Source organism: Kitasatospora albolonga (assembly GCA_002082585.1).
Classification (GTDB): Bacteria; Actinomycetota; Actinomycetes; order Streptomycetales; family Streptomycetaceae; genus Streptomyces; species Streptomyces stephensoniae.
Genome location: CP020563.1, coordinates 3543731 through 3560341 on the forward strand (window position 1 = coordinate 3543731; position 16611 = coordinate 3560341).

Below are 16611 nucleotides of genomic sequence, written 5' to 3' on the forward strand. Positions count from 1 at the left end.
CACATCGCGTAGTGACCGGTTGAGTTCGGTTGAGTCGAAAAGAGATCACGTCATGGCAAGTGCGGAGAACAAGGAATCGGCCAGCCCGGCGGCGAAGATCGTGGCCAAAGTGACGCGCATGTTGCGCGTCCAGCGGGATTGGTCGCAGGACCGGCTGGGGGACGAACTCGGCTACTCGGCTGCTGCCGTCAGCGCGATGGAGACCTGCGCCCAGCCCGCCAGTGACGCGATGCTGGTGGCGCTGAAGCGGGTCCTGAGCGAGGGCAGTGAGGTCTTCGAGACGGCCCGGCTGTACATGCGGATGGAACGGCTGCCCGAGCAGTTCCAGGACTACTCGCTGCTGGAGCAGGCCGCGATCAGCCTCCAACTGTTCGCCAACAACGTCATCCATGGGCTCTTCCAGACGGAGGCGTACGCGCGGGCGCTCATCGGTGGCTCGTATCCGCCGCTCTCCGACGAGCGTGTGGAAGAGCTGGTCCAGCTGCGCATGGCGCGCAAGGCCCTCTTCGACCGCGACCCGCTCCCGATGATCGAGATCATCATCGACGAGGCCGTCCTGCGCCGCGTCATCGGCAGTGAGGAGATCATGCGGGAGCAGCTGCTGTATCTCGTGGAGTGCGCCCGGCGGCGCAATGTGACGCTGCTGGTGCTGCCTCTGGATGCCGGGAAGTATGGGGAATACGCGGCTGATCGCGGAGAGATGGACTTGGTAGAGACCTCGGAGCATGAGCATCTCGTCTATCTGGAGCCACAGGACGAGAGCCTGCTGATCAGTGACCCGGCAAAGGTGAGCGTCTACGCTCAGCGCTATGCGAAGATCCGGTCACAGGCCCTGGGTCCTCGCGAATCGCTGGACCTCATCATGCGGTTGGCAGGAGTGAAGGAATGAGCAGCACCCTCCGGTGGTTCACATCGAGCTACAGCAGCGGCAGCGGCGGCAACTGCATCGAGGTCGCCTTCGACTGGCGTACGTCCTCCTACAGCAGCGACAGCGGCGGCAACTGCGTCGAGGTGTCCGCCGCCTGGCACAAGTCCTCCCACAGCAACGCCAGCGGTGGTGAGTGCGTCGAGGTCGCCGCCTGCCCCCACTCCGTCCACGTCCGCGACTCCAAGGTCCAGGACGGGCCCGCCTTCGCCGTCGCCCCCGACGCCTGGTCCACGTTCGTCACCTGGGCGGAGTGACGTTCTCGCCCGCGTAGTACGACAGGATCAGCCACTCGTGAAGCTCCTGGTGGCGGAACTGGTACGCCGGTCCCGCCGCCCGCAGCAGCCCCGCCCCGTACGCCCACCTCACGAAGCGGCCCAGGCGGAACGGCAGTCGGCCGCGCAGGAAGAAGAGCGCTAGAAGGTAGCGGCGCGAGGCGGGCATGCCCAGCAGGGCGAGCGGGACGGTGAGGGCGATGCCCGTGACGACCAGCGAGGTCGGCGTGATGGTGAAGAGGTCGACGGCCGGTGGCTGGAGCGCCAGTGTCCAGCAGTTGAACGCGGCGATGAGCATCGCGTGCTGCGTGGCGCGCACCACCTCGCCGAGCATCCCGCCGCGAGGGCTGTGCTGCCGTGTCACCCAGGGGTCCGGTTCCGCACGGCTGTTCCGCTGGATGACGAACCAGGCGACGGCCGGGACGAGGGCGATCGCGCCGATGCCCAGCATCATGTCAGCGGCGCGTACGTCCTGCGGCCCGAGCACCACGCCGATCGCGCCGCCGATGAACACCGTCAGCGGGCCGGAGAGCAGCACCACGGTACGGCGGATGGGCGGCATCGACCCGAGAGCCCGCCAGGGCACCAGCAGGGCGAAGGAGACCGTGCCCGCCGCCCCGGCCGCGACCGACCTGACCAGGTCGGAGGCGCCCAGCGCGGACGCGGACGCGTGGGCCAGGACGATCAGGCCGGGTGCCGCGAGCAGGCGCAGCAGCGCCGAGCCGAGCAGGGCGAGCAGCTGACGGCCTCTGCGCCCGCGCCACGGGCCCCTCACGTCCAGGCGTAGGGGCGTCTGCGGCTCCTGGCAGTACGACACCCAGGCCACCAGCATGCCGACCGGCACGGCCCAGAGCGCCGGGTGCCCGTACCAGGCAGACCCCGTGGACGGCCACCCGCGCAGCGCGACCAGGACGGCGAAAACGCCGGTCAGCGCGGCGGAACCGCCGATCAGCGCGTCCAGCGCGCGGATGCGGCGCGGCCCGGCCATGGACCAGAGCCGGGCGGGGGTGAGGTCGCCGAGGACATGGTCGTCCGATCGCAGCAGCCGCTCGAACTCTCCCATCCTCCGCCGCCGCGCGGTGTCCAGCTCCGCCAGCCGCGCTTCCGCCCAGTCGACGGTCTCCCGCAGCCGTACGGGATCGATGCCGGGGGCGTCGGGTGCCGCGAGGAGCTGCCGGGCCCGCTCCCCGGTCTCGGCGATGTCCGCCCTGACCGCGTAGAACGAGGCGATGTGGCGCCGGAGCCCCTGCACGGCCGTGGCGTCCTCGTCCGACTCCGGACCGTTCAGGCCGACGTGCCAGGCGAGTTCGCTCAGCCAGCGGCGTACGTCCTCCTCCGCGTACGCCCGCTCGTCCTCCTCCGCGAAGTGCAGGCGGACCGTGGCCGGGATGTAGCGGGACAGCAGGTGCTCGTACAGGTCTCCGGCGGCCGCCCGCTCCACCAGCCCGGCCGGGTCGCGCGCGTAGGCCGTCACGGCGAGGGTGAGGCGCCAGGGGGAGGAGAGGCTGTGGGCGAGCGGACCGTCGGGGGCGGTCCGGAGCTCGGTCAGGACCGGTTCCCAGCGCTCCGCGTTGGGCCGGACCCGGGGGTGGTCGGCCAGGAAGGAGACGGCCTGGGCGCCGGTGAGGGGTTCGACGGCGAGGTGGTGGGCGTTGGCGAGGGGGTGTTCCTCGCGGAGGCGCTCGTACGGTTCGGCACGGCAGGTGAGGATCACCGGGCGCTGGTCCATGTTCCGGCGGTCCGAGCTGAGTTGGTCGAGCAGGGCCGCCGCGAGGGTGCCGGCCATCTCGTCCACGCCGTCGATGACGGGCATCACGTGGTGCCCCGTGACGAGTGCGCGCGTCTCCGCCGCGCTCAGCGCGTACAGGCGGGATATCTGCTCGGCGAACCACTCCTCGAACGGGCGCCCCGGCTCCCAGGCCGTGGCGGGGACGCGGACGGGGACCGGTGTGCCCGGCTCGCGCGGTTCGAGCAGCGCCAGCACCAGACGGGTCGCCAGCATGGTCTTTCCGGCACCCGCTTCGCCGGTGATCACGACGCGGCGGGGACGCAGCGTACGGACGTGGTCGACGGCCCCGGCGCGCGGACGCGGGTCGCCCGGGGTCCGGAAGCGCGTGTCGATGCCCGGGGTGCCGTCCCCGAGGAGCCGCGCCAACGCCGCCCGTTCCTCGGCCCGTACGAGACCGGCCAGCCGGTTCGCGCTCGCCTCCGCCTCCGGGCGGCGCTTGAGGATCGCCACGGCGGCCAGCCACGCGGCGAGCGCGGCCAGCGGTACGGCCACGACCCCGGCCGTGTCGCCCGGCTCCAGCCCGCCCCCGACCAGGGTCCGTACCGTCCAGAGCAGGCCGCCCACCGTGACCAGGGCCAGCAGGGGGGTCAGGAATCGCAGCACGCTGTGGATGCGCTGTTCCCGTTTGGCTTCCATGGAGCCGATCTTCCCCGAACATCCGTGCTGGAAGCGGCGGTTCGGGGAAGGCTCCGGCCTCCCGGCCAGGCGGTCCGCTCGGGCATAGTGGGGGCATGCCTGAGCGATCCGTACCCGTCCTCGTCTACGACGGCGACTGCGCCTTCTGCACGAGCTCGGTGAACTTCCTGACGCGGTACGTGCGTCCGCGATGCACCGTCACCCCGTGGCAGTTCGCCGACCTGGACGCCCTCGGCACCACCCGGGAGCGGGCCGGGCACGAGGTGCTGTGGATCTCGCCGCTCGGGGCGGTGCACGGGGGTGCGCAGGCGGTCGCCAAGCTCCTGCTGAGCGCCGGTGGGGGCTGGGCGTGGCTCGGCGGCCTGCTCACCCTGCCTCCGGTGCGGTGGATCGCCCACGGCGTCTACCGGGCCGTCGCCGCCAACCGCACCCGGCTGCCGGGCGGTTCCCCGGCCTGCGCGCTGCCGACGGACCGCAGGCCGGGGCCGGGACCGGGGCCGGGCGTACGGTCGGCTCCCTAGGCGCGGGCCGGAGCCGTTCCAGGGCGCGAAAAAGTGGGCTCCGCTGTCGGCGGCATGCCTTACTCTGCGGTACGGGCCGCGCCCCTTTCGCTTCTCTCATCTCGGGTGACGCGCGGCCCCTTCATATCGTGGGGGTATCAGTAACTGTGCGTACGCGCAGAATTTCGACCGCGACGGCGTTCGCGGTCCTCTTCAGTTCCGTGGTGCTGGTCGGCGGGGCGGCGAGCCCGGCCGCCGCCGACAGCAGCAGAATCCTTCCTGCCGCCTCCGTGGGCGACATCGTCACCGACGGTCTGCACCAGCGGGTGTTCGTCAGCGACCCGGCGTCCGGCAAGGTCGTCGCCACCGACTACTCCGGCAAGGTCGTCGCCACGTTCGCCGCGCTGCCGGGCGTGCGGGGTCTTGAGCTCTCGCCCGACTCCACCACCCTGTACGCGGCCGTCCCCGGCGCCGACGCCATCGTCGCGATCGACACCGCCACGCTGAAGGAGTTCGCCCGGTACGACATCGGCGCGGACACCCGGCCGACGCACCCGGCCCTCGCGGGCGGCAAGCTCTGGTTCGGGTACGGCGGCGACGGCGGGGGCGGGGGCAACATCGGTTCGCTGGACCTGTCGGGCGAGGAGCCCGTGGTCACGCTGGACCAGGCACCGGACCCGAACCGCCTCTGGAACTCCGCTCCGCTGCTGGCCTCGACGCCGGGCGCGCCGACGACGCTGGCCGCCGGGACGCAGGACCAGAGCTCCTCCCGTATCGCCGTGTACGACGTCGCCTCGGGGACGGCCGCACAGACCGCGCTCCAGTCGACCGGTTCGAGCTACCTCCAGGATCTCGCGCTCACCCCGGACGGTCAGCAGATCGTCGTGGCGAGCAGCAGCCCGTACCACCACCAGGTGTTCCGGACCTCGGACCTCGCCGCCGGGAAGAGCTACCCGAGCACCGCCTACCCCAACGCCGTCGAGATCGCGCCGAACGGGACGGTCGCGGCGGGCGTCGACGGCTGGTACGACCCGGACGTGTACATCTTCCCGAAGGGCGCCGCCAAGGCGGTACGCACGTACGACTTCCCCAACACGGGCATGCACAGCGGCTCCGACACCCTGGTGCCTGCGGCCCTGTCCTGGGCGCCCGACGGGAGCCGGCTCTTCGCCGTCACGGTGAACAGCCAGAACGTCCGCTCGCTGCGGGTGCTCACCAACACCAACAAGTCCGTCACCTCGCTGAAGGTCAACGCCCCGGCCAAGGCCCCCCGCGCCAAGAAGCTGACCGCCAGCGGGAAGGTCACGGCCACCGTGGCGTTCCCGGCCGGTTCCAAGGTCACGGTGGTGCGGACGGACATCGAGTCGCCGAAGGGCAAGTCGCTCGGTACGAAGCCGCTGAACGCCAACGGCACGTTCTCCTTCACCGACACCCCGCCCGCCGGTGGCAAGGTGACGTACCGGGCCACCTACGCGGCTGGCGCCACGCACACCGCGTCGACCGGGGCCGACGCGGTCACCGTCTCGCGCGCAGCGACCTCGCTGAAGCTGGACCGGAACAAGTCGCTCCACGCGTACAACAAGAACGTCACCTTCACCGCGACCCTCGGCAAGACGCACAAGAACCGCGTCGTCGAGCTGTGGGCCGACCCCTTCGGCGCCGACAAGCCGAAGAAGCTGGTCAAGAAGGGCAAGGTCAACTCCAAGGGCAAGCTGTCCGTCAAGGTCAACCTGAAGCGCGACACGACGGTGACCGCCGTGTTCGCGGGTGACGGCCGGTACGCGCCGAAGACGGTGAAGTCGACCGCGTACGCCAAGGTCAAGGTCTCGCTGAAGCTGTCGAAGCACTACAGGACGGCGAAGATCGGGAAGACCTCGTACGCGTACTACAACAAGAAGAAGAACCCCGACTTCACCACGACGATGACCTACTACAAGGGTCGCGCCCAGCGGCTGAGCCTTCAGCTCAACTACCAGGGCAAGTGGTACGACACGGGTCAGGCGTACTTCCCGCTCGGCGCCAAGGGCAAGTCGGTCGTGATGCTCGAAGGCCCCCACGACGTCGGCTACAAGATGCGCGTGCGTGCCTCGTACATCAACAATTCCTCCGGCGACAGCGTCAACTCCACGACGCACACCGGCTGGAAGTACTTCATCTTCACGAAGTAGGCCGTCGGGCCACCGCAACTGATCGACAGGGTGGTGCGGGACCTCCTTCAAGGTTCCGCACCGCCCTGTATGTTCACGCGATCCACAGCGCCTTCATCTTGTTCACACGTTCACTGCGCCGTCTTCGATCAGCCCATGAACACGGAGCATTCCCTGCCGAAGCCGCGGTGGACGGCGACGTCCCCCGGAGCCCACTCGACGAAGACGCAGCGGGGCAGGCCGAGGAACGACGCCGGATAGCGCACCCGGACGCCGTCCTCCCGATGGCGTATTCCGTCCGCGAGTACCGAGACGGCGTCGAACACCTCTTCATGAAGGCTGTCGTCCGCCTCCCAGGCCGCATACGTCTCCAGACCGGTCCCGGCGAACCGGCTGTGCAGTTCCCGCTCCAGTGACGCCTGACGCTGCTCCGCGCCGAGGAACACCCCGGCCACGGCGGCCGCGACGAGAACGGCCGCGCCCCCCAGGGTGAGCACCGTCTGCCTTCGGGAGTGCCTGAGCGCCCCGTCCGCCCGCCTGCGGAGCCACCATACGAAACTCCCCGCGAGAACACCGAGCGCGCCGCCCGCGCTGTTCGCGATGAGGTCGGCCACGTCATTGGCCCCGAGCCCGGTCACCGCCTGAAGGCACTCGACCAGGAACGACAGGCCCGCCATGGCTACCAGCACGCGCGGTGGCCTGCCGGTCAGCAGGGTCCAGAAGAAGGCAGCCGGAACGAACAGAGCCACGTTCAGCAGCACTTCGGTGCTCGAGAACGGGTCGTACGAGATCCGCTGCCAGCCGTTGGCCGACCAGTGGAGCAGTTGCCGAGGGGCGAAGCCCGGGCTTCCGTCACGGAAGAGTGCCACGGACAGGATCAGACCGACGGAAGCGAACGCGGCGAAGACCAGGCCACCGTGCCGACCGTGCCACCGGTGACCGGCTCCTCGGCGACGTACCGCCCACGCCACCCCGGCCGAGGCCAGGGTCAGGACGAGCAGCGGCAGGACCACACCCTCGGCGGACAGCGACCAGACGGTATGAACCACGTCAGGAAGACTCATCGGTCCGTCACGTCTCTGTCAGCGTCCGTGTCGCCGCAGTTGTCGACCACGTATTCCGCCAGATCATCCAGCTGGCCACGTGCCGCTTCCTCGGATATTCCAGTGAAGAGAATATGGCCGTTTTCGTCCATGGTGTCCCATACGCTGAGGTCCGGGAACCTGTCGAGCTGGACGAGCGCGTCCTCTGCGGCGTCCTCGTCCGTCAGGGCGAGCTCAGCCCACGAGCAATACCATCGGAACTGTGCGGTTTGCTCGCCCACTCCCCGTTCGAACTTCATGGGCCCCTCGGGGCCGGGGGGTTCAGCGATCAGCTGCTGAGGGCGAGGGTGCCAGACATCCCCGGGAGCAAGCTTCAAGCGCCCGGTCTCCGCAACGTACTCCGCCAGAATCCCTTCCTCATCCAGCAGAACTGGGTGACCCGCCTCAATGCCGTCAGGGCTACAGGCAGTCAATGATCCCGCCAGAATGAACACAAGGAGTGCCCGTCCTGCCCAGGAAACCATAATGGCGCCTTTCCGGCGGTCGATCGTTGTGCGCACACGCATTACACACAACGATCGACACTGTCATTTCTGCTGCCGTCAGTAGTCCAGGCTGCCCGAGAAATCCGTGCTCGGCCTCTCGCCATTCTTCCGCTCGTTCACGCAGGTGAACTGCAGTCGGAAGGCGGTGCTCTTCTTGGTGTACTTACCCATGTTCTGCCACTTGTCGAGCGGGGGGTAGTAGCGAGCCGCCGAGGTGCCCCCCGTGTTCACGTTCTTCGTCCGCATCTTGGCCTCAAGCTTGCCCGTGTCGGACAGCTTCACCCGCACCTGCTTGTTCGCGACGCTGGTGTACCTGGTGTTGTTGGACGTGTACCAGGAGCACGGCCCCCAGGCAGTCGCCCCGGAAAGCGGGGCCTGTGCCGCCTGGGCCACCGGCATGGAGCCGAACAGAATCGCACCAGTGAGTGCCACGGTCACGGCACCTGCCAGCCTGGGCTTCGCTACGATGCGCTTGGTTCTCACAATGTTCTCCTTCGCTGTGGACAGTGAGGCCACCGCCCCGTGGCGTAGCACCGCCACGGGGCACCTCGTACTGATCGACCGACATGGGAAAGCACAGCAGAAGGAAAGGTCGACCCACAAAGGAGGGTGAAAAAGGACATGAAAAGTCCCGCTCTCCCGACAACTCCCCCGCGCCCCGCTTCCCCCATTTATGCGCCAGTCAGGTCGCGCGAAGGAAATTTAGTTGATCATGGGGCTGGAATGCAAGATCCGGCCAAGTATCCACAGGGATCGGCCTTCTCGGAGGAATCCGTCGTCACCAGTCGGCGTGCACCTCCCGGGCCCGCAGCGCCAGCCACAGGTCGTAGCGGGCGCTCGGGGGGCGGAGCAGCGAGCGCTGGAGCACGGTCTCCAGCCGGGTGAGGCGCTTGCGGGCTCCGGGGACGGAGATCCCCAGCTCGGCCGCTGTCGGACCGAGCCGGCCCTCGCACCTCAGCCAGGCCCGCAGGGTGTCCTCGGCAGCCGCCCCGCCCACCGGGGCGGCGATCGGGGCCAGTTGGCGGGCGGCCCACTCCTGGACGGCGGGGCGGCGCAGGACCTCATCGAGGTCGTGCGCCGCCCCGTCGGCCGTACGAGAAGTGCTCCCGGCGTCCTGTGTGCAGGCCGGGGCGGGGGTGGCGCGGATGCGGAGGGCCAGGTCCAGCGCCGACTGGTCGGCCAGCCGGTGGAGGTCCAGGCCGAGCAGCTCGCCGATCAGCCTGAGGCGGGCGGCCAGGGTGTTGCGGTGGACCTTGAGGTGGTCGGTCGCGTGCGAGGAGAAGGCCAGCCAGGAGGCCGCCGTGGCCGCCAGCTCCTGGCTCCCCGGGTCCTGGGCCCGGCGCGGGACGTGCCTCAGGAGCGGGGTCAGCAGCGCGTCGGCCCACTGCCGCCCGGCGTCCCCGACGACCAGCGCGGGTTCCGGGGCGAGGCCGAACCGGGCGTGCCGGTCGGGCAGTTCGCGGGCGACGGCCAGGGCGTGGAACGCCTGGCGGTAACCGGTGGCGGTCTCGGCCAGCGGCACCTGCTCGCTGACGCCCACCACGCAGCCCGCCACCAGCCCGGCGACCGCCTCGTCGGTGGGGGCGGGGCCCTCCGGATGCTCCGGCCCGTCCGCCACGGGCATCACGATGATGAGGTGGCGGGCGTAGACCGGGCACCGCACGATCCAGGACCGCCCGCCGTCCGCCCCCGCGCAGACCCGGGCCACCTCGTCCCGCCGGTCCCCGGGGCACTCCACGACACACACCCGTACGGGGTCGGGGAGCCGGGGGCGCAGCGCACCGGCCACCTGCTGGGCGATGGAGAGCTGGCCCGTCATCAGCAGGTGCAGCACCGCCTCCCGGCCGCGCGACTCGGCGAGGTCCACCCGGCGCCGCTTCCGTTCGACCGCCTCGGCCGCCCAGCGCAGGGAGAGCGGCATCAGCACGTCGGCCAGCAGCGTGGCGAGCCCGGCGGCCACGGGACGGGGCGTGACGACGGCGAGGAGGGGCGCGGCGGCTGTTCCTGAGCCGTTTCCGGGGCTCGTGCCGTGGGGGTCGGTGCGTACGTCGTTCAGGTCGTGCAGGGGGAAGAGGAGCACGGTGTGCGCTCCGGTGTCGTGGGAGTACGCCAGGGCCCCGCGCTCCTTCAGCGCCCTTACGCCCTCGGCCACCAGACCGGCCACATCGGGGGGTTCGGGCTGAGGGGCGTCCGGCCGCCGGGGGCCGAGCACGGTTCCCGACGCGCTCAGGACGGTCCCGTCGGAACTCACGATTCCGGCCCAGCCGTCGGCCCGTCCGGACAGCCAGCGCAGCAGCTCGGCCACCCCGCCGTTCCGGGCCAGCCGCTGCATCCTCAGCAGGTCGTCGGCCCGTTGCCGCGCTCGCACATGATCCCCCGATCATCCCGCCGCGGGGCCGCACTCCGCCGGGCGCCCGTACCTGGTGCACGGGCCCCACTGTGCGGACTGATACCCCGCCGTCGCCTCACTGGGCGCCTTGAACCTCCCCGTGCCCCTACCCGCCGGTCTATGGTCCGAACGTGCTCCGGACGCCGTGCCGGAACGCGCGGGTGGCGGTGGCAGCGGCTCACGGGGGTGGTCGCTGGTGCCGGTTCCGGTGCGTCCGGAGCCGGGTGGCGGGCGGTGGTCCCGGTCGATTGTCAGTGGTGGGCCCTAACGTCGTAGGGGTTCGGACGACAGCCGTGAGAGAGGCCCCGCCATGGAGTTCCGCATCGAGCGCAGTGCCCTGGCCGAAGCCGTGGCCTGGGCCGCCCGCGTCCTGCCGGTCCGCTCCCCCGTTCCCGTACTGGGCGGGCTGCTGCTGGACACGGAGAGCGGGCGGCTGCGGGTGAGCGGGCTCGACTACGAGGCGTCCGCGCGCATCGACGTGGAGGCCGCCGAGGTGCTGCGCCCGGGGAAGGTGCTCGTGATGGGGCGGCGGCTCCTCGACATCTGCAAGGTGCTGCCGGAGGGGGCGGTGGCGTGCGCGGTGGAGGGTTCGCGGTTCACCGTGTCGGGGGACGGGGCCCGCTTCGGCCTCTCCGTGCTGCCCCTGGACGACTATCCGGAGCTGCCCGAACTGCCGCAGGTGCGAGGGGCGGTGGAGGTCGCGGAGTTCGCGGCGGCCGTCGCCGATGTGGCGGTGGCGGCGGGGCGGGACGACACCCTGCCCGCGCTCACCGGCATCCGGCTGGGGCTCGACGGGGGGTCGGGGACGATGACGCTCGCCGCGACCGACCGGTACCGCTTCGCCGTGCGGACGCTCCCGTGGAAGGCGGCCGCCCCCGACGAGAGCGCCGATGTGATCGTCTCCGCCCGCCGGTTGACGGAGATCGCCCGCTCGCTGGGGCGGTCGGGGCTGGTGAGCGTCGCCCTGGACGCCGGTTCGGCGGGGTTCGAGCACGCGGGGATGCGGACCACCGTGCGGCTGCTGGAGGGGCGGCTCCCGCGCCACGACAAGCTCTTCGCGATGGAGGACCCGGCCGTGGCGGTGGTGGACCGGGCGCGGCTGGTGGAGGCCGTCAAGCGGGTCTCGGTGGTCGCCGACGGGGACAGCCCGGTGCAGATGACGTTCTCCGCCGCCGACAACTCCGTACATCTCCAGGCGGGTTACGAGGACGACGTGGCCTCCCAGCGGCTGCCCGCGACGCTGGAGGGCGCCCCGGAGCTGACCGTGGCGTTCAACCCGGGGTATCTGGCGGACGCGCTCGCCTCCTTCGACGATCCGTCGCTGCGGCTGCTGCTGATGGGGGCGGGGCAGCGGGCGATGATCACGGGCGGGGCGGGGCCGGACGGCGCCCACGGGCAGCCGCAGCGGCACCGGCATCTGCTGATGTCGGTGAAGCCGCTGGTGGGGTGAGAGCGGGGCGGGGAGGGACGGTGGCGCGGTGATTTCCCGTGGGCCGGACGGGGTCGCACCGGCACGGCTACGATCGTCATCTTCGATGCGTCGAAGGCGAGTTGTTGGAGACGAGTTGCTGGAGGCGAGTCGTGGTGAGCGACGGTCCCGTCCACACGGTTGAGGTCCCGCTCGGTGACGGCAGCGACGAGACCATGCGGGTCCAGATCCGGGAGGTGGACGAGACGCTCGTCCGGGTGGGGCGCGGAGGCCGTTCCGTCGCCCGGGCGGAGCGGTCGTTCGCGCAGATGCTGGACAGTGTGCGCCCCGTGGCCGAGAGCTTCGTCGGGCGGTTCAGGGGGCTGGCGAACGCGCCGGACGAGATCACGCTGGAGTTCGGCGTGTCGCTCTCGGCCGAGGCGGACGTGGTGATCGCCAGCACGGCGACGGCGGCCAACTTCTCGGTGACCCTGACCTGGAACAGGAACGAGACGGCCGCATCCGGAGGGGACTCCTCCGGGGACTCCCCTCCGGAACGCTGACTTCGGACGGGATCGAGCGCCGACAGGGACGGGGGGTCGCTGTGACGGGGGTTCAGCGCGGGAGCGAGGCGGAGTCCGTACTCGTCTCGGCGGTGGTCAGGGTCAGGGGCCCGGCCGGGGAGATCGGGGGCGCCGGGTTCCTCATCGCGCCCGAACTGGTGCTGACCTGCGCCCATGTGGTGTCGGACGCGCTGGAGCGGGACCGGGAGGAGACCGTCGGGCCCGGCACCGAAGTCCGGCTGGACCTGCCGCTGGCCTGGGACGCCGGAAGCGGCGACGCCGACGGCTGGAGCGCGGAGGTCCGGTACTGGGTCCCGATCAGGCCCGACCAGACCGGGGACATCGCCGTACTGCGCCTGCGGCAGCCGATCCCCGGCGCCCGCCCGCTGCCCCTGGCCGACCCCCGGGACGGCGTATGGGACCACCGTGCGCGAGCCGTGGGCTTCACCCGCGAGGCCCCCGACGGCATCTGGCAGAGCGGTACGTTGCGTGGCCCCACCGGCAAGGGGTGGGTCCAGCTCTCACGGGCACACGGCGAGGCGGTCCACGTCGAGGGGGGCTTCAGCGGCAGCCCCGTATGGAGCGACGAACTGGGCGCCGCCGTAGGGATGATGGTGGCGGCACAGCCGGTCCGCGAGGCCCAGCAGGCGTTCGCCCTGCGGACCCGGACCCTGGTGCACGAGGTGCCCGAGCTCGCTCCCGTGGTGGACCCGGCCAGCCCCTTCCGGGGCCTGGAGCCCTTCCAGGAGGGCGACGCGGATGTCTACTTCGGCCGGGACGACGACATCGAGCGGGTGGTCACGGCGCTGCGGGGCGAACGGCACACCGTCACGGTGTACGGCCCGTCCGGCTGCGGCAAGTCCTCCCTGGCACTGGCCGGGGCCGTGCCGAGGATGCGGCGGGACGGCTATCTGGTCCTGCGGGTGAACGCCACCGACGTGACCTCTCCGCGGGCCGCGCTCGCCACCGGGCTGACCGAGATCGCGCGGTCGGGGGCGTACGGGCCGCCGCGCGCAAGGAACGCCGGAGAGGTGGAGGCATGGCTCGCCGACGGGGGGCTCGTGGACACGGTCCACCGCGTCCTGGGCCCGACGGCCGGCCGGGTCCTGGTCGTACTCGATCAGGCCGAGGCGCTCCTCGACGGTTCCCCCGCCGTGGCCGAGGAAGCCGCTCGCCTGCTGTCGCCCGCGTCGCGGCACAGCCGGTTACGCGTACTGATCACGTTGCGGGCCGACTTCGTGGGCGCGGCGCTGAACCACGCCCACTTCGGCTCCCTCCTGAAGGAAGGCGTGACCGTACCGCTCGCGCCGATGTCACGGGACCAACTCGCGGCGGTGATCGGCGAGCCGGTCGAACGGGTCCCGGCCGTCGCGTACGACACGGGGCTGGAACGGCGCATCCTCGACGACGCGGGCGGTGAACCGGGCGTCCTGCCGCTGCTCGGGTTCGTCCTGTCCGAACTCTGGCGGCTGAAGGCCGGCGGCCGCTTGCTGACCTCCGTCTACGAGGAGATGGGCGGGGTGTCCGGCGCGCTGCGCCGCCGTGCCGAGCAGGCGTGGGAGGAGTGCGTCGGGAGGAAGGGCGGTGCCGGACCGGCGGCCGACGCGGAGGGACGGACGGAGGGACGGGCGGAGGGACGGACGGAAGAAGCCCTGCGGCTGCTCAGCGGCCTCGTCCGGGTGCTGCCCGGCAGTGAGGCTCCGCTGCGGCGGCGGCTCACCCGGGAGGAGGCCGGTGAGGAGCGGTGGCGGATCGCCGAGGCCCTCGCCGAGCGGCGGCTGCTCGTCCTCCGCGGGGACCCGGGCGAGGCACAGAGCGTCGAGCTCGCCCATGAGGCGCTGATCAGTGCCTGGCCGACGCTCGCCCACCAGGTGGCCGCCGACGGGGAGTTCCTCGTCGGCAGGGCCGAACTCGGGCACGACCTCGACCGGTGGCGGAAGGCGGACAGATCGCCGGACTTCCTCCCCGACGGGCTGCACCTGCGGAACCTGAAACACCGGCTGCGCGACCGCGAGGCGGAACTCACCTCGGAGGAACGGGAGTTCCTCGGCCGGGCGCAACGGCGCGAGCGGGCCCGGCACACCGGGAGGCGGGTGAAGTGGACCGCCGTCGCCCTCGCGTTCGCGCTGTTCGTGGGACTCGGCACCTTCCTCCTCCACCAGTCACGGGTCGGCGCGCAGCAGGAGGCCGAGGGGCGGTCCCGCTCCCTCTCGCTGCTGTCGGACCAACTGGCACCGCAGGACCCGGCGAAGGCCGCCCTGATCGCGATGGCGGCGTACGACGTCTCCCCGACGCAGGAGGCCCGCAGCGCACTGCTGCGCCGCTACGACCACTCCAAGCAGGACGCGTGGGTGCTCAGCGGTACCGAGGGCGAGATCGCCGACGTGGCGGCGAGCCGGGACGGCCGGGTGGTGCTCGCCGGATCGGAGCAAGGACGGGCCACCCTTTTTCTCCGTACGGCCGGGGGCCGGGTGCTGCGGGAACACCTGCGGCTTCCGGAGCTGATCCGCTCTCCGCTCGTCAGCGGGGACGGGCGGCGGATCGCGTACACGACGACGGACGGCCATCTGTACTGGCGCGAGGTGCGGGCCCCGGCGGACGGCCGGACGCCGCTGCTGGGACCCGTGAGCCGCATCGCCGATCGCACGTTCGGCGAAGGAGGCGGCACGGAGGCCATGGACCTCTCCCGGGACGGCAGGCAGGTGGTCACGAAGTCCTACGGCGGGGAGGTGCGGGTGTGGGACCTGCGGACGAAGCGGTCCCGGCGGATGCCCGGGCTCCTGCCGCACACCTCAGGCATACGGTCCGGCCCCGGCACGGACACGCTCCTGGCCAGCAGGCGCACGCCGACGGCGGACGGCGCGTCGGTCGCGGCCGTAAACCTGCGTACCGGAGCGGTACGTGAACTGGCGAAGGGTGTCCGTCACGAAGGCGGCGGGGTGCTGCGCACGTCGGGCGACGGCAGCGTGGTGGTCGTCTGCCGGGAGAAGGGAGAGCTCGGTGACGGTGCTCAGTACCGGTCACTTCGCGTGGCCGACGGCCGCGAACTGAACCGCTACGACCAGGAGGACGGCTTCTGCGGGCCCGTCGCGGTCGACGTGACCGGGGCGCACTTCGCGGCAAGAACCGCCTCCGGCCGGTGGGCGCTGGTGCCCAACCGGCCGGGCGCGCGGGCGACCCATTTCACCGGCCCGGAGAAGCCGGAGATGATGGTCGAAGGGCTCGTCGGAGAGCCGGGGGCGCCGACGGTGCTCACCTGGGGCGGGGACGCGGTGACCGGTGTGGTGCTGACCCGGTCCGAGACCACGGACGCGAGCCTCATCACCAGCCATCCGGTCCTGCTCGACGGAGACCTCGCGGTCGTCCGCCTCGGCACCGCCGACGCCGACGGCCGGACTCTCCGGGAGAACAGACTCGCGGTCGTCGGCCCGGAGGGAGATGTGGTCTCCGAGACGGCGCTGCCCGCCCGGGACGTGCCCACCTGGTCCAACCCCGGGTTCGAGCAGAACGTGCTGGCGGTCAACGGACCGGGCACCCTGGTCGCCAACACGGTGGGGCCGGGCAAGGTCCAGATCCACGAACTGCCCTCCCTGAAGAAGCTCGCGGACATCACGACGGCCCCGCCACCGGCCGACGGGGACCGGACCCCGCTCTCCCTCCGTTTCACCGGGGACGGCGACGAACTGGTGACGCTCTCGGGCGACCGCGTCGAGCACTGGCACCCCCGCGACGGACGCCGCCTCTCGCCCCCGGTCGACCTGGACGGGCTGGGGCTCACCGGGAAGGGCGGCTCCGGTTTCCGGGTGAGCGCGTCCTCCGAGCCGGGGCGGGTGGCGGTCATGGTGGAAGGCACCCCGGTCTCGTACGTCGTCGATCTGCGCACCGGCGAGGAACGCCGCGAGCTCCGCCTGCGGCTGGGCACGGACATCACGTCGATCGTCCGCATCCGCGGCGGGCGGTACGCGTCCGCGTACGCCCGGGGCGGCATGGTGGAGCTGTGGTCGGCCCCGCCCGGCAGACCGCCGGAACGGACGGTGAGCTCCCTGGGCCCCTTGAACTCCGGCAGGTGGACGGCCGGGGTCTCGGAGGACGGCTCGCAGTTCATCCTGGCCAACGGGAACACCGTGCGGTTCCAGAGCGTCGAGGACCCCGGCCGCTTCGAGTCGTACGACTTCGGGAAGGAGCAGGAGTTCCTCGCCATGAGCAGGAGCGGCAGGACGCTGCTGCGGTCCGTGGAGGGCTCCACGGACGTGATCCGCCTCGATCCGTCCCTCTGGAGGCGGCACCTCTGCACGGTCGTCGGCCGCGACCTCACGGCGGACGAACGGCAGGGGCTGCCGCACGACCTTCCGGACAGGATCTGCCCCTGAACGCCGTGCGGCTCCGGACAC

At 71.4% G+C, this 16611-nt stretch carries 12 protein-coding genes; 8 read left to right on the top strand and 4 right to left on the bottom strand.

Annotated features, from left to right (window positions below; all coding sequences use genetic code 11):
• Nucleotides 1–52: 52 nt before the first annotated feature.
• Entirely contained in the window at nucleotides 53–889 is an 837-nt protein-coding gene (locus tag B7C62_15300; protein ARF73475.1) for a transcriptional regulator, read from the top strand.
• Nucleotides 886–1182, top strand: coding sequence for a DUF397 domain-containing protein (locus B7C62_15305; GenBank protein ARF73476.1), 297 nt, complete (start codon nucleotides 886–888; stop codon nucleotides 1180–1182). Before B7C62_15300 ends, B7C62_15305 begins: the two co-directional genes overlap by 4 nt.
• On the opposite strand, the gene B7C62_15310 is transcribed toward B7C62_15305, so the two are convergent.
• Entirely contained in the window at nucleotides 1166–3625 is a 2460-nt protein-coding gene (locus tag B7C62_15310) for a hypothetical protein (protein ID ARF73477.1), read from the bottom strand. The two genes, B7C62_15305 and B7C62_15310, sit on opposite strands and share 17 nt — an antisense overlap.
• Nucleotides 3626–3720: 95 nt before the next feature.
• Between B7C62_15310 and B7C62_15315 the strand changes: the two genes are divergently transcribed.
• Together B7C62_15315 and B7C62_15320 are read left to right on the top strand one after the other, a co-directional pair.
• Nucleotides 3721–4146, top strand: a complete 426-nt coding sequence (locus B7C62_15315) for a thiol-disulfide oxidoreductase (protein ID ARF73478.1) — start codon at nucleotides 3721–3723, stop codon at nucleotides 4144–4146.
• Nucleotides 4147–4292: 146 nt separating this feature from the next.
• Nucleotides 4293–6293 (top strand): hypothetical protein, encoded by a 2001-nt coding sequence (locus B7C62_15320; GenBank protein ARF73479.1) that lies wholly within the window; start codon nucleotides 4293–4295, stop codon nucleotides 6291–6293.
• A gap of 128 nt (nucleotides 6294–6421) precedes the next feature.
• Here B7C62_15320 and B7C62_15325 read toward each other — a convergent pair whose 3' ends face one another.
• Nucleotides 6422–7336: a hypothetical protein gene (locus B7C62_15325; GenBank protein ARF73480.1), complete on the bottom strand. Its 915-nt coding sequence runs from the start codon at nucleotides 7334–7336 to the stop codon at nucleotides 6422–6424.
• Entirely contained in the window at nucleotides 7333–7809 is a 477-nt protein-coding gene (locus tag B7C62_15330; GenBank protein ARF73481.1) for a hypothetical protein, read from the bottom strand. The genes B7C62_15325 and B7C62_15330 overlap by 4 nt, the downstream gene beginning before the upstream one ends.
• A 274-nt stretch (nucleotides 7810–8083) precedes the next feature.
• Between B7C62_15330 and B7C62_15335 the strand changes: the two genes are divergently transcribed.
• Nucleotides 8084–8473: a hypothetical protein gene (locus B7C62_15335; GenBank protein ARF73482.1), complete on the top strand. Its 390-nt coding sequence runs from the start codon at nucleotides 8084–8086 to the stop codon at nucleotides 8471–8473.
• A 165-nt stretch (nucleotides 8474–8638) separates the two neighbouring features.
• On the opposite strand, the gene B7C62_15340 is transcribed toward B7C62_15335, so the two are convergent.
• Nucleotides 8639–10192 (bottom strand): DNA-binding protein, encoded by a 1554-nt coding sequence (locus B7C62_15340; GenBank protein ARF77183.1) that lies wholly within the window; start codon nucleotides 10190–10192, stop codon nucleotides 8639–8641.
• Between the two features lie 367 nt (nucleotides 10193–10559).
• Here B7C62_15340 and B7C62_15345 point away from each other — a divergent pair, with 367 nt between their 5' ends.
• From B7C62_15345 to B7C62_15355, 3 genes are all read left to right on the top strand, one after another.
• Nucleotides 10560–11699, top strand: coding sequence for a DNA polymerase III subunit beta (locus tag B7C62_15345; protein ARF73483.1), 1140 nt, complete (start codon nucleotides 10560–10562; stop codon nucleotides 11697–11699).
• A gap of 134 nt (nucleotides 11700–11833) precedes the next feature.
• Nucleotides 11834–12220 carry a hypothetical protein gene (locus B7C62_15350; protein ID ARF77184.1) on the top strand — a complete coding sequence of 129 codons (387 nt, stop codon included), beginning with the start codon at nucleotides 11834–11836 and terminating at the stop codon, nucleotides 12218–12220.
• Nucleotides 12221–12261: 41 nt separating this feature from the next.
• Nucleotides 12262–16590, top strand: coding sequence for a hypothetical protein (locus B7C62_15355; protein ARF73484.1), 4329 nt, complete (start codon nucleotides 12262–12264; stop codon nucleotides 16588–16590).
• Nucleotides 16591–16611 lie beyond the last annotated feature (21 nt).